This window comes from Pseudomonas sp. SLFW (assembly GCF_009905615.1).
GTDB lineage: Bacteria > Pseudomonadota > Gammaproteobacteria > Pseudomonadales > Pseudomonadaceae > Aquipseudomonas > Aquipseudomonas bambusae.
Genome location: NZ_JAAAKW010000007.1, coordinates 94,260 through 118,577, shown reverse-complemented (window position 1 = coordinate 118,577; position 24,318 = coordinate 94,260). Strand labels below are relative to the sequence as shown.

The 24,318-nt window shown below is 60.4% G+C and carries 17 protein-coding genes; 12 read left to right on the top strand and 5 right to left on the bottom strand.

All coding sequences use genetic code 11. The features are described 5' to 3' along the window. Positions 1-184: 184 nt before the first annotated feature. The 4 genes from GVN17_RS14700 (at position 185) to azu (ending at position 7,772) form a co-directional block, all read left to right on the top strand. Complete coding sequence (locus GVN17_RS14700) at positions 185-3,478, top strand: transglutaminase family protein (RefSeq protein ID WP_166596001.1); 3,294 nt, start codon at positions 185-187, stop codon at positions 3,476-3,478. A gap of 133 nt (positions 3,479-3,611) precedes the next feature. Then, complete coding sequence (locus tag GVN17_RS14695; RefSeq protein ID WP_166596000.1) at positions 3,612-6,113, top strand: circularly permuted type 2 ATP-grasp protein; 2,502 nt, start codon at positions 3,612-3,614, stop codon at positions 6,111-6,113. Beyond that, positions 6,113-7,009, top strand: coding sequence for a transglutaminase family protein (locus GVN17_RS14690; RefSeq protein WP_166595999.1), 897 nt, complete (start codon positions 6,113-6,115; stop codon positions 7,007-7,009). Before GVN17_RS14695 ends, GVN17_RS14690 begins: the two co-directional genes overlap by 1 nt. Before the next feature lie 316 nt (positions 7,010-7,325). Beyond that, positions 7,326-7,772, top strand: coding sequence for an azurin (azu, locus tag GVN17_RS14685; protein ID WP_166595998.1), 447 nt, complete (start codon positions 7,326-7,328; stop codon positions 7,770-7,772). 123 nt (positions 7,773-7,895) lie between these two features. On the opposite strand, the gene GVN17_RS14680 is transcribed toward azu, so the two are convergent. The 4 genes from GVN17_RS14680 to GVN17_RS14665 all read right to left on the bottom strand — a co-directional run bounded on the left by GVN17_RS14680 (position 7,896) and on the right by GVN17_RS14665 (position 12,479). Next, a complete protein-coding gene (locus GVN17_RS14680; RefSeq protein WP_166595997.1) occupies positions 7,896-8,918 on the bottom strand; it encodes a DUF1338 domain-containing protein in 1,023 nt (340 codons plus the stop codon). Positions 8,919-9,141: 223 nt separating this feature from the next. Continuing rightward, entirely contained in the window at positions 9,142-9,969 is an 828-nt protein-coding gene (gene nadE, locus GVN17_RS14675; RefSeq protein WP_166595996.1) for an ammonia-dependent NAD(+) synthetase, read from the bottom strand. 63 nt (positions 9,970-10,032) lie between these two features. Beyond that, positions 10,033-11,232: a nicotinate phosphoribosyltransferase gene (pncB, locus tag GVN17_RS14670; RefSeq protein WP_166595995.1), complete on the bottom strand. Its 1,200-nt coding sequence runs from the start codon at positions 11,230-11,232 to the stop codon at positions 10,033-10,035. Between the two features lie 341 nt (positions 11,233-11,573). Further along, positions 11,574-12,479: a LysR family transcriptional regulator gene (locus GVN17_RS14665; RefSeq protein WP_166595994.1), complete on the bottom strand. Its 906-nt coding sequence runs from the start codon at positions 12,477-12,479 to the stop codon at positions 11,574-11,576. A gap of 163 nt (positions 12,480-12,642) precedes the next feature. On the opposite strand from GVN17_RS14665, the gene GVN17_RS14660 reads away from it, so the two are divergent. From GVN17_RS14660 to GVN17_RS14625, 8 genes are all read left to right on the top strand, one after another. Further along, positions 12,643-14,133 (top strand): aldehyde dehydrogenase family protein, encoded by a 1,491-nt coding sequence (locus GVN17_RS14660; protein WP_166595993.1) that lies wholly within the window; start codon positions 12,643-12,645, stop codon positions 14,131-14,133. Positions 14,134-14,294: 161 nt separating this feature from the next. Then, positions 14,295-15,578: an FAD-binding oxidoreductase gene (locus tag GVN17_RS14655; RefSeq protein WP_166595992.1), complete on the top strand. Its 1,284-nt coding sequence runs from the start codon at positions 14,295-14,297 to the stop codon at positions 15,576-15,578. A gap of 357 nt (positions 15,579-15,935) precedes the next feature. Beyond that, on the top strand, positions 15,936-17,069 hold the full coding sequence (locus tag GVN17_RS14650) for a branched-chain amino acid ABC transporter substrate-binding protein (RefSeq protein ID WP_166595991.1): 1,134 nt from the start codon (positions 15,936-15,938) through the stop codon (positions 17,067-17,069). Between the two features lie 183 nt (positions 17,070-17,252). Beyond that, the gene (locus GVN17_RS14645) at positions 17,253-18,167 is read left to right on the top strand and encodes a branched-chain amino acid ABC transporter permease LivH (RefSeq protein ID WP_166595990.1); all 915 of its coding nucleotides are present in this window, start codon (positions 17,253-17,255) and stop codon (positions 18,165-18,167) included. Between the two features lie 2 nt (positions 18,168-18,169). Next, positions 18,170-19,465, top strand: a complete 1,296-nt coding sequence (gene livM / locus GVN17_RS14640) for a high-affinity branched-chain amino acid ABC transporter permease LivM (RefSeq protein ID WP_166595989.1) — start codon at positions 18,170-18,172, stop codon at positions 19,463-19,465. Then, the gene (locus GVN17_RS14635) at positions 19,465-20,340 is read left to right on the top strand and encodes an ABC transporter ATP-binding protein (RefSeq protein ID WP_166595988.1); all 876 of its coding nucleotides are present in this window, start codon (positions 19,465-19,467) and stop codon (positions 20,338-20,340) included. Before livM ends, GVN17_RS14635 begins: the two co-directional genes overlap by 1 nt. Next, a complete protein-coding gene (locus GVN17_RS14630) occupies positions 20,337-21,053 on the top strand; it encodes an ABC transporter ATP-binding protein (protein ID WP_166595987.1) in 717 nt (238 codons plus the stop codon). Before GVN17_RS14635 ends, GVN17_RS14630 begins: the two co-directional genes overlap by 4 nt. A 1,024-nt stretch (positions 21,054-22,077) precedes the next feature. Continuing rightward, positions 22,078-22,851, top strand: coding sequence for an SDR family oxidoreductase (locus GVN17_RS14625; protein ID WP_166595986.1), 774 nt, complete (start codon positions 22,078-22,080; stop codon positions 22,849-22,851). Positions 22,852-22,986: 135 nt separating this feature from the next. Here GVN17_RS14625 and GVN17_RS14620 read toward each other — a convergent pair whose 3' ends face one another. Beyond that, a complete protein-coding gene (locus GVN17_RS14620; RefSeq protein ID WP_166595985.1) occupies positions 22,987-24,123 on the bottom strand; it encodes an AGE family epimerase/isomerase in 1,137 nt (378 codons plus the stop codon). Between the last annotated feature and the right edge of the window lie 195 nt (positions 24,124-24,318).

The window sequence follows — 24,318 nt, the reverse complement described above, 5'->3', positions numbered from 1 at the left end:
TGGGAAGCAAATAACCCCACCCGCCTCATTTCCGTGCGACCCTTGCACCATCCGCCGAAGCTGGCGCGATTTTGGTGCTGTGCTTAGCTCAGCGGGCATCATGAACGCCGAAGGCGCCTGACTTGCCGGGGTGGCATAAGTCTTGCGCGGTTCCGCTACCGTCCAGGCTCGCAGGAGGCACGCCGTGTCGATTCACATTGCCTTGCACCACGTCACGCATTACCGCTACGAACGAGCGGTCGAGTTAGGTCCGCAGATCGTGCGCTTGCGCCCGGCGGCGCACAGCCGTACGCGTGTCTTGTCCTATTCGTTGAAAGTCCTGCCTGAGAACCATTTCATCAATTGGCAGCAGGACCCGCAGGGTAATTACCTGGCGCGTCTGGTGTTCCCCGAGAGGACCGACGAGTTGCGCATTGAGGTTGATCTGGTCGCCGAAATGGCGGTGTTCAACCCGTTCGACTTTTTCCTTGAGCCTTACGCCGAGAAGATTCCGTTCACGTACGCCAGAGAAGAGCACCACGAGCTCCTGCCGTATCTGGAAAAGCTGCCGCTGACGCCGAAGTTTCAGGCGTATCTGGACAGCATCGACCGCACGCCGATTCCGGCCATCGACTTTCTGGTGAACCTCAACCAGCGGCTGGCCAACGACATCAATTACCTGATCCGTATGGAGCCGGGGATTCAAACCCCTGAGTTCACGCTGGACAGCGCATCTGGCTCTTGCCGCGATTCCGCCTGGTTGCTGGTGCAGTTGCTGCGTCATTTGGGGCTGGCCGCGCGGTTCGTGTCGGGCTATCTGATTCAGCTCAAGGCCGACGTCGAGGCGCTGGACGGGCCGTCGGGCACGGACGTGGATTTCACAGACCTGCACGCGTGGTGCGAGGTGTATCTGCCCGGCGCTGGCTGGGTCGGATTGGATGCGACCTCGGGTCTGTTTGCTGGCGAGGGGCATATTCCGTTGGCCTGCAGCCCGGAGCCTTCCTCGGCGGCGCCGATCAGCGGACTGGTCGAGCCGTGCGAAACCGAGTTCAGCCACGAGATGTCGGTGGAACGCATTTGGGAAGCGCCCCGCGTCACCAAGCCGTACACCGAAGAGCAATGGCTGGAAATTCAGGCGTTGGGCCGACAGATCGACAAGGATCTGATCGCCGAAGACGTGCGCCTGACCATGGGCGGTGAGCCGACATTCGTGTCCATCGACGACCGCGACGGCGGCGAGTGGAACACCGCTGCGCTGGGGCCGAAGAAACGCGTGTTGTCTGCCGAACTGTATCAGCGCATGCGCAAGCACTACGCGCCGCAGGGCATCGTGCATTTTGGGCAGGGCAAGTGGTATCCGGGCGAACAACTGCCGCGCTGGTCGCTGAACTGTTTCTGGCGTCGCGACGGCGAGCCGGTCTGGCGCAATAACGCGCTGATCGCAGACGAAGCCGAGGATTACGGCACCGATGGCGAGATGGCCGGGCGTTTTCTGCGCAGCGTAGCCGAGCGTCTGAAACTGCCGACGCGCTACGTGTTCCCTGCCTACGAAGACCATTTTTATTACCTCTGGCGCGAAGGCGCGTTGCCGAAAAACGTCAGCGCCGAGGATTCACGTCTCGGCGATGAGCTGGAACGGGCACGGCTGACCAAGGTGTTTTCTCAGGGGCTGGACAAGGTGATTGGCCATGTCTTGCCGTTAGCACGCACTGCCGCCGATGATCATTGGCAGAGCGGGCGCTGGTTCCTGCGGGACGAGCATTGTCGGTTGGTGCCGGGTGATTCGCCCTTGGGCTATCGACTGCCGCTAGCCTCGCAGCCATGGGTCAAGGCCGCGGAATACCCGTACATCCACCCGACCGATTACAACCAGGATTTCCCCGACCTGCCGGATCGGGTAGAGGTCGACAGCGCGCTTGGCAGTCTCACCGAACAGACAAATGCTGGTGCCGAGCGTGTGCCGAAGATTGACGAGTCGGCGGACTGGCTGACCCGCACCGCGCTGAGCGCCGAAGCGCGTGGCGGGCGGCTGTATCTGTTCATGCCGCCGCTGCAATCCCTCGAAGCGTATCTGGAGCTGGTCGCGGCCATCGAAGCCACGGCTGAAGAGCTGCGTTGCCCGGTGTTGCTGGAAGGCTACGAGCCGCCGAGCGACCCGCGTCTGGCCAACTTCCGTATCACGCCGGACCCTGGCGTGATCGAAGTCAACGTGCAGCCTTCATCCTCGTGGGACGAGTTGGTCGAGCGCACCGAGTTTCTGTATGAGCAGGCGCGCCTGACCCGGCTGACCACCGAAAAATTCATGATCGACGGGCGACACACGGGCACCGGCGGCGGCAACCACTTCGTGCTGGGCGGCGCGACGCCGGGGGATTCGCCGTTCCTGCGCAGGCCCGATCTGCTGCGCAGCTTGCTCAGCTATTGGCACAACCACCCGTCGCTGTCGTACCTGTTTTCCGGGCTGTTCATTGGCCCGACGTCTCAGGCGCCGCGTGTCGATGAGGCGCGCAACGACTCGCTGTACGAGCTGGAAATCGCCTTTTCGCAAATGCCTGCACCGGGTGAGGAATGCCCGCCGTGGCTGGTGGACCGCCTCCTGCGCAACCTGCTGATCGACGTCACGGGCAACACCCACCGCGCCGAGTTCTGCATCGACAAGCTGTATTCACCGGATGGCGCGACGGGGCGTCTGGGGCTGCTGGAATTGCGCGCGTTCGAGATGCCGCCTCATGCCCGGATGAGCCTGGCGCAGCAACTGCTGCTGCGCGCACTGGTGGCGCGGTTCTGGCGTGAGCCTTACGCACCGGCCAAGCTGGCGCGCTGGGGCACTGAGCTGCACGACCGTTTCATGCTGCCGCATTTCATCGAGCAGGATTTCGCCGACGTCATTGTCGAACTCAACGCCGCCGGTTACCCGGTGCGCGCCGAGTGGTTCGCGGCGCACCTGGAGTTTCGTTTTCCAAAGGTCGGCGACTACGCGGTCAGCGGCATCGAGTTGGAACTGCGTCAGGCGCTGGAGCCTTGGCACGTGCTGGGCGAGAAGGGCGCGGCTGGCGGTGCGGTGCGTTACGTGGACTCGTCTCTGGAGCGTTTGCAGCTGAAAGTCACGGGTCTGCCGCCGCAGCGCTACATGCTCACGTGCAACGGTGTACCCGTGCCGCTGCAACCGACCGGACGTGTTGGCGAATTCGTCGCGGGCGTGCGGTATCGCGCCTGGCAGCCGTTCAACGCCTTGCAGCCGACGATTCCGGTGCATGCGCCGCTGGTTTTCGACATTCTTGATACGTGGATGCAGCGCTCGCTGGGCGGCTGCGAGTATCATGTCGCGCATCCTGGGGGGCGCAATTACGAAACCCTGCCGGTCAACGCCAACGAAGCCGAAAGTCGGCGCCTGTCGCGGTTTTTCCGCGTCGGCCACAGCCCCGGCAAACTGGCAGTGCCTGCGCTGACCCTCAATGATGAATTGCCCATGACGCTGGATTTGCGTCTGCACCGATAAAAATGGCCCGGACGGCCAGCCTGATCTCATGAATCGGGCTGGCTGGCTCAGAAAGCGGCCGCAGGGAAGCGAGCCACTTCGTGTCACGTTGTCTGCGCTAATCTGACCTCTTTAGTTGTCTGCCGAGCCTTCCATGCCCGACCTGCTTGACCGATACCCGCTCTCTGCGGGCACCTATCACGAGATGCTAGATGCCAGCGGCGCCATTCGCCCGCACTGGCTGCGTTTCTACGAGCAGCTGCAACGCAGCACTCCCGCACAGTTGATCCAGCGGCAGGCGTTGCTGGCCAGGCAAATTCAGGAAAACGGCGTCACCTACAACGTCTATGCCGACCCCAAAGGGGCCGATCGTCCTTGGGAACTGGACCTGTTGCCGCATTTGATTCCGGTCGAGGAATGGCAGCAACTGGCGGCGGGTATCGCCCAACGTGCGCGATTGCTCAACGCGGTGTTGGCCGACCTTTATGGCCCGCAAAACCTGATCGCCGAGGGCTTGCTGCCTGCGGAACTGGTCTTTGGCCACAACAATTTTCTCTGGCCCTGCCAAGGCGTAACGCCGCCGGAAGGCACCTTTTTGCACGTGTACGCCGTGGACCTGGCGCGCACCCCCGATGGCCGCTGGTGGGTCACCGCTGACCGAACGCAAGCGCCGTCCGGTGCGGGTTATGCGCTGGAAAACCGGCTGATCGTGTCTCGCGCTTTCCCCGAGCTGTATCGCGATCTGGAAGTGCAGCACCTCTCGGGTTTCTTCCGCTCGTTGCAGGAAACACTGGCGCGACAGGCGCCGAGCAGCAACGAAGTGCCGCTGGTGGTACTGCTGACGCCGGGTCGCTTCAACGAGAGCTATTTCGAACATCTGTATCTCGCCGGGCAATTGGGTTATCCGCTCGTCGAAGGCAGCGACCTCACGGTCCGCGACGCCACGGTGTACCTGAAAACCCTCAGCGGCCTGCGTCGGGTGCACGCGATCATGCGGCGTCTGGACGACGACTTCTGCGACCCGCTGGAGCTGCGCACCGATTCCGCCCTTGGCGTGCCGGGGCTGCTGGAAGCCGTGCGTCAGGGCCGCGTGCTGGTGGCCAACGCCTTGGGTAGCGGTGTGCTGGAATCGCCGGGCCTGTTGGGTTTCCTGCCGAAGATCAACGAGCACCTGTTTGGCGAAGCGTTGATTCTGCCGTCCATCGCGACCTGGTGGTGCGGCGAGCCTCCCGTTCTGGCCCAAGCGCTGGAAAAAATGCCGGAATTGCTGATCAAACCGGCATTTCCTTCTCAGAGCTTTGTCCCGGTTTTTGGCCGTGATCTGAACGGTGAGCAGCGTCAGGCGCTGGCGGCTCGGATGCAGGCGCGGCCTTACGCCTATGTCGCTCAGGAACTGGCGCAGCTGTCCCACGCGCCGGTCTGGCAGGGCGCCGACGCACAGCTTCAACCCCGTGCCATCGGCATGCGGGTGTATGCCGTTGCCACCGCCGACGGCTATCGTGTGCTGCCGGGCGGCCTGACGCGGGTGGCCGCCGATGCCGACGCCGATGTGGTGTCGATGCAGCGCGGCGGGGCCAGCAAGGACACGTGGATTCTGGGCGAGCGCACGTTGGGCAGCGAACCGTGGAAAGGCCGTCACTCGTTGGGCGTGCATGACCTGATCCGCCGCGATCCTTATCTGCCGTCGCGTGTCGTGGAAAACCTGTTCTGGTTCGGTCGTTATTGCGAGCGTAGTGACGATAGTGCTCGCCTGCTGCGGATCATGCTGGCGCGCTACGTCGATGGCGATGACCCGCTGGCGCTGCAAGCGGCGGTCGAGCTGGGCGAGCGCTTGAATCTGGTGCCACGCGAGGACGAAGACGAGCCGAGCGAGCTGCATGACCGCCTACTCGCAGCGTTGCTGGGTGAGGACTGGCCGTTCAGTCTGCGTTCCAACCTGCAGCGTTTGCAGTGGGCCGCCTCGCAGGTGCGCGGCAAGTTGTCTCGGGAGAACTGGCAAGCGTTGGTCGAATTGCAGCGCGAAGCCGCGAACCTGGACACCGACGCCCCCGACTTCGGCGAGCTGCTGGATTTTCTCAATCGCTTGGTGATGTCGCTCGCGGCGCTGTCCGGTTTTGCGCTGGACGACATGACCCGCGACGAAGGCTGGCGTTTCCTGATGATCGGGCGGCGCATCGAGCGTTTGCAGTTCCTCAGCACCAGTCTGGCCGCATTCCTGCGCAGCGACGCGGTGTTCGATCAGGACGCGCTGGACTGGCTGCTGGAACTGGGCAACAGCAGCATCACTTACCGTTCGCGGTATCTGGCGTTGCCGCAGTTGATTCCGGTCCTTGATTTGTTACTGCTGGACGAGCAAAACCCCCACGCCGTGCTGTTCCAGCTCAAGCTGGTGACGCGTTCGGTGAAGCGTTTGAACGACGATTTTGGCGTGCCCCAGGACAATAGCCTCGCGGTCTTGCGCCAGCGGTTGGCAGCGTTCGACCTGGGTTGTCTGGAAAACGGGCTGTTCGGTCAGAGCAGCGTCAAGGCTGCGCTGCACGGCCTGGCGGACTTGCTGCAAAGCATCGGCGACACTAGCGGCCAGGTCTCTGACCGCTTGGCCTTGCGCCATTTCGCCCACGTTGATGATGTCAGCCAGCGCACGGTGTCCGTCTGATGAGCAGCGCTTTCTACCAGATCCTTCACGATACCCACTACAAGTACGACAGCCCGGTGTCGCTGGCCCAGCAACTGGCGCATTTATGGCCTCGGTGCAGCCCTTGGCAGCGTTGCCTTGAGCAGCACTTGGAGATCAGCCCGGCGCCGACCACGCGCCGGGATGAGCTGGACGTGTTCGGCAATCCGCTGACCCGGCTGGCGTTCGAACGGCCCCACGATGAATTGCAGGTCAACGCCCGTCTGCAGATCGAAGTGCTGGAGCGACCGGCGCTGGATTTCCGGCAGTCACCGGCCTGGGAGTTGACCCGCAGCACGCTGACCTACAGCGCAACGAAGATGTCGCCAGACATTCTGGAAGCCTGCCGCTACCGCTTCGAATCCCCCTACGTGCACCTCAAGCAATCGTTCGTCGAGTTTTCGGCCGGTTGTTTTCCGGAAGGGGAGCCTTTGCTGCTGTGTGCTCAGGCACTGATGGAAAAGATTTTCGACGAGTTCACGTTCGACGGCGAAGCGACACAAGTGGCGACGCCGTTGGTGGAGGTGCTGGAGACCCGGCGTGGTGTCTGCCAGGACTTTGCGCATTTGATGCTTGCCTGCCTGCGCTCGCGTGGGCTGGCGGCGCGGTACGTCAGCGGCTATCTGCTGACTCAACCGCCACCCGGCCAGCCGCGATTGATCGGTGCCGATGCATCCCACGCTTGGGTCTCGGTGTTCTGTCCGGTGCTGGGGTGGGTGGATTTCGACCCCACCAACAACATCCAGCCTGCGCTTGAACACATCAGTCTGGCGTGGGGGCGCGATTTTTCCGACGTCTCACCCTTGCGCGGCGTCATCCTCGGCGGCGGCAATCACGACCCGGAAGTGCGTGTGACGGTCATGCCGCTGGATGAGTGAATCTCCGGATTCCAGAACTCACGCGTGACGGTAGTCGTTGTAATCCTGAGCGACGCGGTCGTAGCTCCCGCTGGCGCCACAGGCGTAGGCGGCGAGCAAACTGCGGAAAAGGCTGTTGAGTTGCATGATGGTCGTCCTGATGGATGAGTGACGGGCTCATCTTAGAAAGACCCTGTATGGTTGGCTGCTTGATTGTCTCGATGGGCCTGATAGAGCCCGCCCAGAGATGTTTCATAATCTTGGGTTGATAAATTGTTTAGGATTGAGGCAATCTTTGTATACAAAAAACAGAGCAACCCCATTCAGGAGACTCACCATGATTCGCAAGCTCGTTGCTGCCTCCCTGCTGACACTGGCCAGCGGCCATCTGCTGGCCGCCGAATGTTCGGTGACCGTGGACTCTACCGATCAGATGTCTTTCACCGCCAAGGCCATCGAAATCGACAAGAGCTGCAAGGAATTCACCGTCAACCTGAAGCACTCAGGCAGCCTGCCAAAAAACGTCATGGGCCATAACCTGGTGGTCAGTAAAGAAGCCGACATGCAGCCCATTGCCACTGACGGCCTGAGCGCTGGCATCGACAAGGATTATTTGAAGGAAGGCGATGCACGCGTCCTTGCTCACACCAAGATCATTGGCGCTGGCGAGACCGATTCGCTGAAAATCGACGTGTCCAAGCTGGACCCGGCAGAGAAATACGGTTTCTTCTGCTCATTTCCAGGCCACATCAGCATGATGAAGGGCACTGTTACGCTGAAGTAACGCAGCTTCAGGTGCCCAAAAACTGTAGGAGTGAGCTTGCTCGCGACAGGGGTGTGTCAGCCATCACTGCTTCGAATGACGCACCGCTATCGCGAGCAGGCTCACTCCTACAACGCTATAGCCTCAATTCTTTGACGCGGTCATCTTGAAAATACCCTGTGCATTACTGCTGTCGAAATTCAGGTCGATATTGCCGTTTTCCGGGTCGATCTTGCGTTGGATGAACTCGACGAACGACCCCGGCACCTGATGCGTCTTGAGCACGCCTTCGGCATTCAGCAGCTCGCGACTCACCGTGCACGCCTTGTAGGCGGTCTGCATCACGCGACCTGACGTAGACACCTCGATGCTGTCCTTCATCGGGCGCTCCAGACGAATCTGCTCTTCCACCGTGGCTTCCAGATTGTCGACCCGATCCGTCAGGTGGTTGAAGCTGTTGCCTTCCGTTGAAATCCACGCCATTTCCGCGCTTTCGCCGAGCAGCTGACGATAGTCGGCTTCCTGCACCACACCATGCTGACGACCAAATGCGCGATACAGCCCCGGCAGCAGGCGTGTGGCTTCTTCGAGGCTGCAATGACGCGTCGTGCGCAGACGCTGGAGGATGCTCAGGTCGTCAGGCGTCAGTGGGTCGCGGCTGGAACTCACCACGCGGCTGACAGCGTCCTGAAACGCCTGGCTCAAACGCCCCGGATGCAGCTCCGACACGAAGAACTGCGCGATGTCTTCCGGCAGGTCCATTTGACGATAGCCCCAGCCGGTCATGTTCAGTTTGGTGAGTGGATAAGTGCGCACGTCAGTGAAGCCCAGTGGCTCCAGCAGGCGCGAGAACGCTTGACGACCCCGGGGCAATTCGCCGTTTTGCGCCCAGTCCACGGTCCGGATGGCGCCGTGATCGAACACCACTTTGCGACCGCTTTCGAACTGTTCGTCAACGTAACGCAGGCCGTCCGGCACCGCTTGCACCAGTTTATGGAACAGGCACAGGTTCAGCGCCTCCGCGAGCCAGACGCGATGGACGCCTTCGTCAGACCAGGAGAAATCATGCAGCGCTTGCGGGACGTCGACACGACGTTCGAGCCAGTTAGCAGCGGGCTGGCCGACCGTGGAGGCGACGAGGGAAAAGAGGCCTTGGAAAGCAGTCATGGTTAGCGTCTCTGAGCGAGAAAGTCAGGCCGCTATGAAAGCCTTGATGACGGACGCCATCAAGCGAAAAAAAACGACGGGTTCATTCCGTTTTCGAATGCTGGGCGATGGGCCTGGCGCGACCCTGTAGGAGTGAGCTTGCTCGCGAATGCGGTGTATCAGCAACAGGTGATGCTTCTGACAGATTGCAATCGCGAGCAAGCGCACTCCTACAGGTTTTTCACTATGGCGCGTAAGGCAGGTCGCGCTTGTGCTGGGTCTTGCGGTAGGTGTTGGCGATGATGTCGAACGCTTCCTGGCGCAGCGGTTGGCCGTGCAGGAAGGCGTCGATCTCGGCGTAAGTCACGCCGTGGGAGGCTTCGTCGGGTTTGCCCGGCACCAGGTCTTCGAGGTCAGCAGTCGGAATTTTCTCGACCAGATACTCCGGGGCACCAAAGCTGCGGGCGATGGCGCGGACCTGATTCTTCACCAGACCGCTCAACGGGGCGAGGTCGCAGGCGCCGTCGCCGAACTTGGTGAAGAAGCCCATCACCGCTTCCGCCGCGTGGTCGGTGCCGATCACCAGGCCGCCGCGAACGCCCGCGATGGTGTACTGCGCGACCATCCGCGTGCGTGCCTTGACGTTGCCTTTGACGAAATCCACCGCCGCATCGGACTGGCCTTCGAAGGCTTTGACTTGCTCAACCAACGCCTTGACCGACGGGGCGATGTCCACGGTGTGGCGCTCGTCCGGGTTGATGAAATCCACCGATGCTGTGGCTTCGTGTTCGTCGTGCTGAATGTGATACGGCAGGCGCACGGCGATGAACTGGTAGGCGTTGTCGCCGGTGCTGTCGCGCAGTTCTTTCACGGCGCGCTGGGCGAGCAGGCCGGCGGTCAGCGAATCGACGCCGCCGCTGATGCCCAGCACCAGCACTTTCAGGCGGGCGTTGTGCAGGCAGTCCTTGATGAACTGGATTCGACGCGCGACCTCGGTTTCAAGCTCGCCCTGATTGGCGAAGGGGGCCTGAACCTTGAGCTCTTTAGCGATCTCGAGCTGTACGGCTTGCATGATTAACTCCTTATGAAGAAGAAAAAGAGGCATGTAAAAAAGTGGGGCAGTACGGTGCTCGGGTCAGGCTGGCACCTTGAATACGTGGCGCAGGTAGGACACGAATTCCGGGTCCTTGCATTGCGTCTTGCCGGGCTCGTCGGAAATCTTCGCCACCGGCTGACCGGCGCAGGCGGTCATCTTCAGCACGATGCTCATCGGCTGGACCCCCGGCACATCAGCCGTGAGGTTGGTGCCGATGCCGAAACTGACATTGATCCGACCGCGCAGCGCCCGGAATATTTCCAGCGCTTTGGGCAGGTTCAGGCCGTCTGAGAACACCAGCGTCTTGCTCATCGGATCGATGCCCAGCTTTTGGTAGTGGGTAATACACTTTTCAGCCCACTGAACCGGATCGCCCGAATCGTGGCGCAGGCCGTCGAAAAGCTTGGCGAAGAACAGATCGAAATCGTTCAGGAAGGCGTCGGTGGTGATGCAGTCGGTGAGGGCGATACCCAGCAGACCGCGGTACTCGCGCACCCAACAATCGAGGGCTGCACTCTGGCTGTCGATCAGTCGAGGGCCCAATTGCTGGTGCGCCATGATCCATTCGTGAGCCATGGTGCCGAGGGGCTTGAGGTCGAACTTGCGCGCGAGGTGCACGTTGCTGGTGCCGACGAACTGGCCGGGGAAATCTTTTTTCAGTACTGAAACGACGTCTTCCTGAACCGCGAAAGAGAAGCGGCGGCGGGTGCCGAAATCGGCGACTTTCAGTTCGGCCAACTCGTCAGGCGTGGCGGTGGCGGTCAGCCAGTCGAACTTGCGGTAGAGCTGGTCGCGAGCCTGAATCAACAGCGTGTTGGGGTTGCGATAACGGTTACGCACTTCGCTGACGATGGCCAGGATTGGCACTTCGAACAGGATCACGTGCAGCCAGGGGCCGCAGAGGCGGATGCACAACTCGTCATTCTCAATGCTGGTCTGCACGTAGCGCAGGTTAAAGCGGAACAGACCGAGGAAGCGCAGGAAATCGGGCTTCATGAAACTGATGCGTTCGAGAAAGCCGATGTCTTCGACGCTCAGGGACAGGTCGCACAGCTGCTCGATCTGGTGCCGGATCTCCATCAGATAAGGCCGCAAGTCCTCGCCGTTGCGGCAGCGAAACTCCCACTCAACGTCGACGTTGGGGTAGTTGTGAAGGACGGCCTGCATCATGGTCAGCTTGTAGAGGTCGGTATCGAGCAGGTTCTGAACGATGCGATCTGCGAAAGCGCTCTCACTCATTGTGTCGCTCCAGCCAGCAGTGGCCGCAAACATGCGGCTCGTGGAAATCGAGTCGGTGTCGCATACAACCTTGTGGTAGCTGGGCTGATGGCTTCAGGCCGCTACGTCCGGCGTGTTATTGACGATGACGGACATAATGCCAGTCGTCGCCGGCTTGGGGCAGAAATGTTTCAGCTGTTGGAGCTTTCACGCGTCGCCGTGTAGGAGCGTGGCTTGTCCCGCGATCGGTGACGAAGTCGCCGTAGACTGTGCCTGCACGCTGTACCAGGCACGGCCAGTGCGTGTGGGTTACGACTGCTGCGCAGCCGATCGCGGGACAAGCCACGCTCCTACAGGTCCTATCAGGTAGGTGTCGGTTGATCCAGTTGCTCCAGCATCCATTCCACAAACCCCCGGATTTTCGGCACTTCTGCCGCGTGTTCCGGGTAGGCGAGGTAATAGGCGTCATGGCTCGGCAGTGCATGAGGCCAGGGAATGACCAACTTGCCGTCGGCCAATTCCTCTTCCACCAGAAAGCGCGGCAGCAATGCCACGCCGCACCCCACTTGCGCTGCGCGGATGCACATGTAGAACGTTTCGAAACGCGGGCCGTGATAGCTGTGTTCGGTCTGATAACCCTGACTTTCGAACCACTCATGCCAGCCCTGTGGTCGATGGGCGTTTTGCAGCAAGACCAGGTCGGCGAGTTGAGTGGGATCGGTGAAAGATTTGTCGGGAAGGCTGTCGGGCGAACAGACCGGCACCAGCTCTTCGCCAAAAAGCTTCACACTTTCCGCGCCGGGTCGGGCGCCCTGGCCGAAATAGAACGACAGGTCACAGCGGCTCTGGGCGAGGTCATCGCTTTCCTGTTCGTTCACCAGGTCCAGATGAATGTGCGGATACCGCAGACGCCAGCCTTTCAGACGTGGGACCAGCCAACGGGCGCCGAAGGTCGAGGGCGTCGAAACGCGCAGGACTTCGGTTTCGCCGCCGTAGGAACGCAGGAAGTGCGTGGACATCTCCATCTGCGTGAGGATTTTTCGCACCTCCGCCAAATATAAAGCCCCGGCTGGCGTGAGCTGTAGACGACGGCGCACGCGTCTGAATAGCAGGTGCTGGACGAGCTCTTCAAGTTGCGCGACCTGTTTGCTGACCGCACTTTGGGTCAGATTCAGTTCTTCGGCGGCACGGGTGAAACTCAGGTGCCGGGTCACCGCTTCGAAACATTGCAGCGCGGTGATGGACGGCAGATGGCGTCTGTTCAGCATATTCAGGCCTGCTCGGCGTCAGCATGAAAAAACGGAATGATATCTCGCTTAATCGTCGTTTGTTGCATGACGTCACGCCAGCTATTACTAGAGGCTGACGAAACACCTCAATCCCAGTATTCCGCAATCGCGTTTTACGGCTCATCCGAATCCAGGAGAAATCATGCTCAACGATCTGCTAACCCGTCTCGGTGTCGACCCTGCTCTTTACCAGAAGGGCGACAAGCCTGTTCACACGCCGATCGATGGCAGTCAGGTGGCTTCGGTCAGTTGGGAAGGGGCGGCCGAAGTCGAGCAGCGCATCACCCGTGCCGAGCACGCGTTCGACGCCTGGCGCAAAGTTCCGGCGCCTCGCCGTGGCGAATTGGTGCGCCTGTTCGGTGAAGCGCTGCGCAAACACAAGGCTGAGCTCGGCGAGCTGGTGTCGTGGGAAGCGGGCAAGATCACTCAGGAAGGTCTGGGTGAAGTCCAGGAGATGATCGACATCTGCGATTTTGCGGTCGGTCTGTCTCGCCAAATGTATGGCCTGACCATCGCCTCCGAGCGTCCGGGTCACCACATGCGTGAAACCTGGCACCCGCTGGGCGTCGTCGGTGTGATCAGCGCGTTCAACTTCCCGGTGGCGGTCTGGTCGTGGAACACCGCGCTGGCGCTGGTGTGCGGCAACTCGGTGATCTGGAAACCGTCGGAAAAGACGCCGCTGACCGCCTTGGCGTGCCAGGCGCTGTTCGACCGCGTCGCTGCTGAGTTCTCGGACGCCCCGCAATTCCTCGCGCAATGTGTGATCGGTGGCCGTGACGCTGGCGAGGCGTTGGTGGATGACGAACGTGTCGCCCTGATCAGCGCCACGGGCAGCACCCGCATGGGCCGTGAAGTGGCGCCGAAAATCGCCGCGCGTTTCGCTCGCAGCATTCTGGAACTGGGCGGCAACAACGCCATGATCCTGACCCCAAGCGCCGATCTGGACCTGGCCGTTCGCGCCGTGCTGTTCAGCGCCGTCGGCACCGCCGGTCAGCGCTGCACCACCCTGCGTCGCCTGATCGCGCATAACTCGGTCAAGGCCGAATTCGTGGAGCGCCTGAAAGCCGCTTACGCCAAAGTGCGCATCGGTCATCCGCTGGAAGGCAATCTGGTCGGTCCGTTGATCGACAAGCAAAGCTTCGAAAACATGCAGGAAGCGCTGGAACAGGCGTTGAGCGAAGGCGGCACCGTCTTTGGCGGCAAGCGTCAACTGGCCGACAAATTCCCGAACGCGTTCTACGTGTCGCCTGCCATCGTCGACATGCCTGAGCAAAGCGACGTGGTGCGCAGCGAGACCTTCGCGCCGATTCTGTACGTGGTCGGTTACGACGATTTCGCCGATGCGGTGCGCTTGAACAACGACGTGCCACAAGGCCTGTCTTCGTGCATCTTCACCACCGACGTGCGTGAGGCCGAACAGTTCATCTCGGCGCTGGGCAGTGACTGCGGCATCGCCAACGTCAACATTGGCCCGAGTGGTGCAGAGATCGGTGGCGCGTTCGGCGGCGAGAAGGAAACCGGCGGTGGCCGTGAGTCCGGCTCGGATTCGTGGAAGGGCTACATGCGTCGCCAGACCGCGACCGTCAACTACTCCCGCGAGCTGCCGTTGGCGCAGGGCATTACGTTTGATTGATGCCTGTGACGCGGTGTAGCAACTGCACCGCGTCAACCTGATCGCGAGCAAGCTCACTCCTGCAGGGTAGCGTTGATTCTGTAGGAGTGAGCTTGCTCGCGATAGCGTAAGAATAAGCAATATTGAATTGAATCATCGTTTGTCCTTTTCGAGGTTTTGCGATGCCGCTACGCGAAGAATGTCTGTGGGAAACGCTGACGCCGCAAAGGCCAGAGGCGCCGGCGTTGAAGGGGGAAGTGACCGTCGATGTGTGCGTGATCGGCGCAGGCATCACGGGGTTGTCGGCAGCGCTGCATTTGCTTGAACAGGGCAAGAACGTCGCCATCGTCGAAGCCCATCGCACCGGCCAAGGTGGCTCGGGGCGCAACGTGGGATTGGTCAACGCCGGGCTGTGGATTCCGCCCGACGAGATTGAAGCCGGTTTCGGCGAGAAAATCGGCAGCCAGCTCAACACCATGCTCGGCAACGCGCCGTCGCTGGTCTTCAGCCTCATTGAAAAATACAACATCGACTGCCAGACCACGCGCAAAGGCACCCTGCACATGGCGCACAACGCCAAGGGCGAGCTGGATCTGCGCAGCCGCGAAGAACAATGGAAACGCCGTGGCGCGCCCATCGAACTGCTGACCGGCAAAGCCTGCCAGGAAGCCACCGGCACTCGGGAAATCACCGCCGCGCTGCTCGACCACCGCGCAGGCACCATCAACCCGATGGCCTACACCAGCGGTCTGGCTGCAGCGGTTACCTCGCTGGGAGGCCAGCGTTACGATCACTCGCCGGTCAAGCGGCTGGAGCGTCAGGGCCAACGTTGGTGCGTGATCACCGACAACGGCTCGGTTATCGCCGATCAAGTCGTCATCGCGTCCAACGCCTACACCGAAGGCGATTGGACTGAAGTCCGCCGCAGCTTTTTCCCTGGCTATTACTATCAAGTGGCCTCCGCGCCGCTGACGGAAGAGGCTGCCCAGCAGATTCTTCCCGGTGGGCAGGGCTCCTGGGACACCCGCCAGGTGCTGAGCAGCATCCGTCGCGACGCGGATGGGCGTCTGTTGCTGGGCAGTCTGGGCAACGGCAATCAGAAGCCGACGTGGTTCCTCAAGGCCTGGGCAGACCGCATTCAGCAGCACTATTTCCCGTACCTGAAAAAGGTCGAGTGGGAATGCACTTGGACGGGCTGCATCGATTTCACGCCCGATCATTTGCTGCGCATGTATGAGCCTGCACCAGGACTGGTCGCGATGACCGGATACAACGGCCGAGGCAACACGACCGGCACAGTGGTCGGTAAAGCCTTCGCCGATTACCTGTGCGGCGGCAACCCGAATGTGCTGCCGATCCCGTTTGCTCCCATGCAGCCGCTCTCGGCCATTGCTTTACGCAGCTCTTTATACGAAGCTGGCTTTTCGCTATACCATGCGGGGCAATGTCTCAGGGTTGTGATCTGAGGCGAAATGTTTGTCACAAATCAACACTTTCGCGTATATCCACTACCCTCAAATGGTGCGTCCCGTAGCGGCCCCGCACCGCCGGTGTGCAGTTCGGTGACGCAAGCTGTAACAACAGGGTTGTACAGGTCAGGGCAGTGCGGTTGCGCGCGTTATTCGGGAGGGTTGCTCTATAAAAGTCGCAGGGTTGCACCTTGCGCGGTTTAGACGGTTGCACGCCCAATAAAAAAGGGCTCAAAACAGTCGAATAACAACAAAACGACGACTTTTTTCAGAATAAAAAACCGATGGCACGCCACTTGCTCAGAGCATCTCTGTGGTCGCAGTGCTAATTAAAAAACCTAGGAGCACCAACTCATGTCGCAGACGTTTTACAGGAAAGGCTTTCTGGCACTCGCAGTCGCTACTGCAATGGGTGTGGCTACTTTTGCACAGGCTGACGTCAAGATCGGCGTTTCTGGTCCAATGACCGGCGCCAACGCCTCGTTTGGTTTGCAGTTCTGGAAAGGCGCTCAGGCTGCGGCTGACGCTATCAACGCTGCGGGCGGCGTCAACGGGGAGAAAATCTCGCTGACTCAATACGACGATGCGTGCGAGCCTAAACAGGCCGTGGCCGTCGCCAACAAGGCTGCGTCTGACAAAATGGTCGGTGTCGTTGGCCACTTCTGCTCGTCTTCGACCATCCCTGCGTCGGAAGTCTATGACGAAGCCGGCATCATCACGATCACCCCTGCGTCGACCAACCCGAACGTGACTGAACGTGGCCTGGGCGCGATGTTCCGTATGTGCGGCCGTGACGACCAGCAAGGTATCGTCGCTGGCGATTACATCGTCGACGTGCTGAAAGGCAAGAAAGTCGCGGTCATCAACGACAAAGACACCTACGGTAAAGGCCTGGCTGACGCCACCGCCAAGCAACTGACCGCTCGCGGCGTGAAGCCTGTGCTGGAAGAAGGTCTGACCCGTGGCGAGAAAGACTTCAGCGCCCTGGTCACCAAGATCCGTGGCGCCGGTGCCGACGTGGTCTACTTCGGTGGTCTGCACCCGGAAGCCGGTCCTCTGGTTCGCCAAATGCGTGAGCAAGGCCTGAAAGACGTCAAGTTCATGTCCGACGACGGCGTTGTGACCGACGAACTGGTCACCACCGCTGGCGGCGCTCAGTACGTCGATGGCGTGTACATGACCTTCGGCGCCGACCCACGCCTGCTGCCAGACAGCAAGGCTGTTGTGGATCAGTTCCGCAAAGGCGGCTACGAGCCTGAAGGCTACACCCTGTATTCCTACGCTTCGGTTCAGGCCCTGGCTGCTGCATTCACTGGCGCCAAGTCCACCAAAGGCGAGGAAGCGGCCAAGTGGCTGAAAGCTCACCCGGTGAAAACCGTCATGGGTGAGAAAAACTGGGACACCAAAGGCGACTTGAAAGTCTCCGACTACGTGGTTTACCAGTGGGACAAGGATGGCAAATATCACCAGCTCGAAAAGCAGAAGTAAGTTGAGCGCCTAGTCGAGTCAGCCGTTTTGCGGGCTTGGAACCTCGAAACGGCCTGACCCGGTAATCGACGCCGCCTCGTGCGGCGTCGGATTCTTCTGTTGCCATCGTGTGTGTCCCGCTATTCCTCACGAGGGAATATCCGGTCCGCGCCAGGTTGGCCTTCAAGTTCGTGAGCGTGCGTGATGGATGGTATTTTCCTGCAACAAATGGTCAACGGCCTGACCCTGGGTTCGGTCTACGGCCTGATCGCCATCGGTTACACGATGGTTTACGGCATCATCGGCATGATCAACTTCGCCCACGGCGACGTGTACATGATCTCCGCCTACCTCGCAGCCATCGGCCTGGCCGTGCTGTCGTTCTTCGGTATCGAGTCGTTCCCTTTCCTGATTCTCGGCACGCTGATCTTCACCATCGTGGTGACCGGTGTGTATGGCTTCGTCATCGAGCGCGTGGCCTACAAGCCACTACGTAACTCGACACGTCTGGCACCGCTGATCAGTGCCATTGGTATCTCCCTGATCCTGCAAAACTACGCGCAAATCGCACAGGGCCCACGTCAGCAAGGTGTTCCGACCCTGCTCGAAGGTGCCATGCGGTTTGAAGTCGGCCATGGTTTTGTGCAGATCACTTACACCAAGATATTTATCCTGATCGCCGCGTTTGTCGGCATGGGCGTTCTGACCTATATCATCAAGTACACCAAGCTGGGCCGCATGTGCCGCGCCACGCAGCAGGATCGCAAGATGGCTTCGATTCTGGGGATCAACACCGACCGGATCATTTCCTACGTGTTCGTCATCGGTGCTGCCATGGCCGCACTCGCAGGCGTTCTGATCACCATGAACTACGGCACGTTCGACTTCTTCGCCGGGTTCGTCATCGGCATCAAGGCCTTCACCGCAGCGGTACTCGGCGGTATCGGTTCATTGCCGGGCGCGATGCTTGGTGGATTGATCCTAGGGGTTGCCGAGTCGCAATTCTCCGGTCTGATCAATTCCGACTATAAAGACGTGTTCAGTTTCGGCCTGCTGGTAGTGATTCTGATCTTCCGTCCTCAAGGCCTGCTGGGTCGCCCACTCGTGGCGAAGGTGTAACCATGTCTGCTCCTGTCAAACCCATCGATATCAAACAAAGTCTGATCGACGCGGTGGTTGCCGGCTTGCTGGCGCTGATCGTGTTCGGCCCCATCGTCGGCATCGTGCTGGACGGCTATGGCTTCAACATGCAACCGGGTCGCGTCGCGGCGCTGGTCGGTGTGGTGGTGGTCGGTCGCTTCCTGATGAGCCTGTTCCTGCAAACCCCGAAAGGTGTGGCCATCGCCCAGAGTTTCGAAAGCACCGGCTCTGGCGTCCACGTGCTGCCACCGGGTTACAAGACTCGCCTGCGTTTCATCATTCCGCTGATGATCCTGATCGCCGTGATCTTCCCGGTGTTCGCTGACAAATACGTCCTGACCGTCGTCATCCTCGGGCTGATCTACGTGTTGCTGGGCCTGGGCCTGAACATCGTGGTCGGCCTGGCCGGTCTGCTCGACCTGGGTTACGTGGCGTTCTACGCCATCGGTGCTTACGGTCTGGCGCTGGGTTATCAGTATCTTGGCCTGGGTTTCTGGTCGGCGTTGCCACTGGCGGCCATCGCTGCGGCGTTTGCCGGTTGCATCCTGGGCTTCCCGGTCCTGCGCATGCACGGCGACTACCTGGCCATCGTGACCCTGGGCTTCGGTGAAATCATTCGTCTGGTGCTCAACAACTGGCTGTCGTTCACTGGCGGCCCGAACGGCGTGCCGGTGCCTTCGCCAACGTTCTTCGGCCTGGAATTCGGGCGTCGGGCCAGAGATGGCGGGATTCCGATCCACGAATATTTCGGCTTCGAATACAACCCGGACCTGAAATTCATCTTCATCTATGCCGTGCTGTTCCTGGTCGTGCTGGCGGTGCTGTACATCAAGCACCGTCTGACCCGTATGCCGGTCGGCCGGGCTTGGGAAGCGTTGCGTGAAGACGAAATCGCCTGCCGTTCCATGGGCCTGAACCACGTGCTGGTCAAGCTCTCGGCGTTCACCATCGGTGCCTCGACGGCAGGCTTGGCGGGTGTGTTCTTCGCCAGCTACCAAGGCTTCGTCAACCCGACCTCGTTCACCTTCTTCGAATCCGCGCTGATCCTGGCCATCGTTGTCCTCGGCGGCATGGGTTCGACCGTGGGCGTGGTGATTGCCGCATTCGTGCTGACCGTTGCCCCTGAAATGCTGCGCAGCTTCGCGGAATACCGCGTGCTGCTGTTCGGCATCCTGATGGTGCTGATGATGATCTGGCGCCCACGTGGCCTGATTCGCATCAGCCGCAGCGGCGTACAACCACGCAAAGGCGTGCTGGCAAAAGTGGAGGGCGCGTGATGAGCGACGAAATCGTTCTGTCCGTCGAGAACCTGATGATGCACTTCGGCGGTATCAAGGCCCTCAGCGACGTGAGCCTGGAAGTGCGCCGCAACTCGATCTTCGCCCTGATCGGCCCTAACGGCGCGGGCAAGACCACCGTGTTCAACTGCCTGACCGGCTTCTATAAAGCCACCGGCGGCAAGATCGAGCTGAACGCGCGCGGCAAGAAAACCAACGTGATCCAGCTGCTCGGCGAGCAATTCCGCGTCAGCGACTTCGCCTCGCCCAAGCGTTTCGGCAGCCGTCTGTTCTACAAGATGTTCGGCGGCACGCATCTGGTAAACCGTGCGGGCCTGGCGCGTACGTTCCAGAACATTCGCCTGTTCAAGGAAATGTCCGTTGTCGAGAACCTGCTGGTCGCCCAGCATATGTGGGTCAACCGCAACATGATCGCGGGCATCCTCAACACCAAGGGCTACCGCAAGGCCGAAGAAGACGCGCTGAACACCGCCTTCTACTGGCTGGAAGTGGTGGATTTGGTGGACTGCGCCAACCGTCTCGCCGGTGAGCTTTCTTACGGCCAGCAGCGTCGTCTGGAAATCGCCCGCGCCATGTGCACCCGCCCACAGGTCATCTGCCTGGACGAACCGGCCGCAGGGCTCAACCCACAGGAAACCGAAGCGCTGAGCGGCATGATTCGTCACCTGCGCGACGACCACGACATGACCATCGTGCTGATCGAGCACGACATGGGCATGGTCATGGGCATTTCCGACGATATCGTCGTGCTCGACCACGGCAACGTGATTGCCAAGGGCAAGCCGGAGCAGATTCGCAACGATCCGAAGGTGATCGCGGCGTACCTGGGTGCTGATGAAGAGGAGCTGGTATGAGTAAGCCGATCCTCGAACTGAAAGAGATCGACGTGTATTACGGGCCGATTCAGGCTCTGAAGAAAGTCTCGATGCACATCAACGAAGGCGAAACGGTCAGCCTGATCGGCTCCAACGGCGCGGGCAAATCCACGCTGCTGATGTCGATCTTCGGCCAGCCTCGCGCGGCCAGTGGCCAGATCATCTATCAGGGCACCGACATCACGCAGAAGTCGTCGCATTACATCGCGTCCAATGGCATTGCGCAGTCGCCGGAAGGCCGCCGTGTGTTCCCCGACATGTCGGTGGAAGAGAACCTGATGATGGGCACGATTCCGATTGGGGATAAGTACGCAAGCGAAGACATGCAGCGCATGTTCGAGCTGTTCCCGCGCCTTAAGGAGCGTCGTAATCAGCGCGCCATGACCATGTCCGGTGGCGAACAGCAAATGCTCGCCATCGCCCGCGCCCTGATGAGCCGCCCGAAGCTGCTGCTGCTGGACGAACCAAGCCTTGGCCTGGCGCCGATCATCGTGAAGCAGATTTTCTCCACCCTGCGTGAACTGGCGAAAACCGGTATGACGATCTTCCTCGTCGAGCAGAACGCCAACCACGCTCTGAAGCTGTCGGACCGCGCCTACGTCATGGTCAATGGCGAGATTCGTCTCACAGGCACCGGGCAGGAGCTCCTGACCAACGAGGAAGTGCGAAACGCCTATCTCGGCGGGCATTGAGTCCTCCAGTACTTCGGCAATAACCAACGCCTTGAGTGTTATTCACTCGGGGCGTTTTGCATCCTGCGTGGCGCGTCGAGCGTTCCTGGTAATGGAATAAGCGGCCTACCCCTGTGGGAGCGAATTCATTCGCGAGAGGGCGGTACAACCGATAGGGATGTGTCGGATGTACCTACCCATCGCGAATAAATTCGCTCCCACAGGTTTGTCGTCGGCTCATCCGTAGGAGTCCGGCGTGCTGGCGCAGGGATTTTTCGGACGCCACCGCCGCCAAGCCGTGCTGCTAAAGAGGAACGCAAGGCTGATGATGCCAATTGTGGAAAACAATTTTGAAGAGCTGCCAAAGCGCGACACTTAGCCGCTGCAAATGGTTGTTTTGTCACGTTTTTGACTTGTTCAGTTTTACTGTGGAGGTGACTGTGAATAAGTTGGTGGCAGTTGGCTACAGGCCTTTGTTTATAAGGCTTACAGAGGGTTGGTCAATTATTGATCAGTAGGTTTGGCCGTTATTTCTGCTGAGTTTGTCAACGCTTTAGAGGCTGGTTTTTTATCCAGTTTTTTGCTTTGATCCTCCTGTGGATAACTCTGTGTGCAACCCTTGGAAAGACCGCCGCAGATAGCGCAATCCCTGAGGTTGGACGAGCGATCCTGTCCGTTCGTACAACCTGAGCGCTCGACAGGCGGCAGATCCGTTTCAGCAGGTCAAGGGAAAACCCATTTTGAATTGCCCACAGGCCCCGCATGCCGTGACGTGTAGCCCTGCGAGTTGCGCACCGATTTTGTGTGTCTGGCTGTGGATAAGGTGGGCAAAACTGCGCCCAGCCCTGATGGCATAAGGCTTTGGCGTGTTTGGTTGTTTTTTATACAGTTGGAACGTATCCACAATGCAGTGCGAGGTTTGTTACGCGCAGACTTGATCCCGAGCCGCCCGCGCGGGCATTCTCCAGAACTTTCCTACACGTAGCCGCTGCGCTGCGTTCACCCGAGCTTATTCCCAAGCCGAAACCCCCGTCAGGAGAACGACATGACTTCTACCGTGTTCATTACCGGTGCTACATCCGGGTTTGGCGAAGCCTGCGCACGCCGCTTTGCAGAAGCAGGCTGGTCGCTGGTGTTGACCGGCCGCCGCGAGGAGCGTTTGCAGGCGTTGAGCGCCGAACTGTCGAAGCAGACCAAGGTGCACACCTTGACGCTGGACGTCCGCGACCGTGCGGCTGTGGAAAAGGCCGTAGAGGGTCTGCCCGCCGAGTTCGCGAAAATTCGTGGCCTGATCAACAACGCCGGTCTGGCACTGGGCATCGACCCCGCGCCGAAGTGCGACCTGGACGACTGGGACACCATGATCGACACCAACGTCAAAGGGCTGGTCTACACCACTCGCACGCTGCTGTCGCGCCTGATCGCCTACGGCCGTGGTGCGAGCATCGTCAACCTGGGTTCGGTCGCGGGCAATTATCCGTATCCGGGCGGTAACGTGTATGGCGGTACCAAGGCCTTCGTCGGACAGTTCTCGCTGAACCTTCGCAACGATCTGATCGGTACCGGCGTGCGGGTGACCAACCTTGAGCCCGGCCTGTGTGAAAGCGAGTTCTCCCTGGTGCGTTTCGGTGGCGATCAGGCCAAGTACGACGCCACTTACGCGGGCGCCGAGCCGATCCAGCCGCAAGACATCGCCGAGACGATTTTCTGGATCATGAACACCCCGGCGCACGTCAACGTCAACAACCTGGAGCTGATGCCTGTGAGCCAGACCTGGGCCGGGTTTGCGATTGATCGTACGCGTGGTGAAACGAAGTAACACAGGACAATGATCGTTCCCATGCTCCGCGTGGGAATGCCGCCCTCGACGCGCTGCGACGGCCGTTGAGGTGGCGCAGAGCGCCAAGGGATGCGTCCCCACGCAGAGTGTAGGGACGATCATCAAGTAGGGGATTCAGGCGCCGAAGTATTCAGCCAAGCCGATATAGCACGTCGCCAGGTGATAGGGCGTGGTCGACGGCATGTCGCTGCGGCTAATCTGTCCCTGGCTATCCAGGCACTCATTCCAGCCGCCTGCATGCAAAAACCGCTGCTGCAAGGCGTTCAACTGACGCGCCAGCAACGCCTGGCTATCAGGGCGCAACGTCAACGCCCGCAGGTACTCGGCCTGCGCCCAGATGCGCTGAGTGCCATCTTTCACCAAGCCTTCCACATCCAGTGTCGCGACCACAGCCCCTGTGACCGGATCGACCCCTTGCGCCTCAGCGTGGCCAAACGCAGTGGTCAGCGAGCGATGCAGCGGGGTGCCACGCAGGTGTGCCGACGACTCCAGCAGGTAGAACCATTCGAACTGATGCCCCGGCTCGGACCAGTTATCCACAGCGTCGAGGGGTTTTTCGAGCATCACGCCGTGCTCGACATCGACAAAGCGCCGCTGCATGGCTTCCGCCAAGGCGTCGAGGGCAGCGAGCGTGTCGGCGTCTTCGCGCACTTCCAGCGTCGCCAGAAACGCTTCAGCCAGATGCATCAACGGGTTCTGCAGAGGCCCGGCGTCCAGCGAGGACCAGTCTTCGTTCAGCACGGACTCGTACAAGCCATCGCCATCGGCAAAACGCTCGGCGACGACGTGCAGCGCGGCATTGAGTACCGATTCCACCAACGGCTCGCGCACCTTCGCCCAGTAATGCGCGCAGGCGAAGACGATGAACGCGTGGGTGTAGAGGTCTTTTCGACGGTCCAGCGGCGCGCCCTGTGGGTCGATGCTGTAAAACCAGCCGCCGTGTTCGGCATCATGGAAATGCCGTTGCAGCGAGCGGAACAGCGCCGCCGCACGAGTTTCGGCATCAGGCACTTGCGGGTTGCCCATGAAACTGGAAAACAGAAACAGCTGCCGCGCACAGGCCATGGCCCGGTAACGCTGAGGGGGCAACGGTTGGTGTTGAGCGTCCAGCGCCTCATACGGCAGCGCCATCTCGGCATTCCAGCCCGGCCCCTGCCAAAGCGGGACGATCACCGCCATGAAATGCTGCTGCACAGTGGCGAACACAGCGAACAGTTCAGGCTTGGAGGCGGGCAGAGAAACGTCAGGCATCGGATGGCGTCGCGGCAGAGGTCAAATTGCGCGACATGGTAGCAGGAGGCGGGGATGGCGGGGTAAACGGGTGGATCAAATGAGGGGCCGTCCTGCGCAGAGCCCCTGTGGGAGCGAATTCATTCGCGATTGGCCGGTACATCCGACATAGTCTCTATCGGCTGTACGGGCGTATCGCGAATGAAGTCGCTCCCA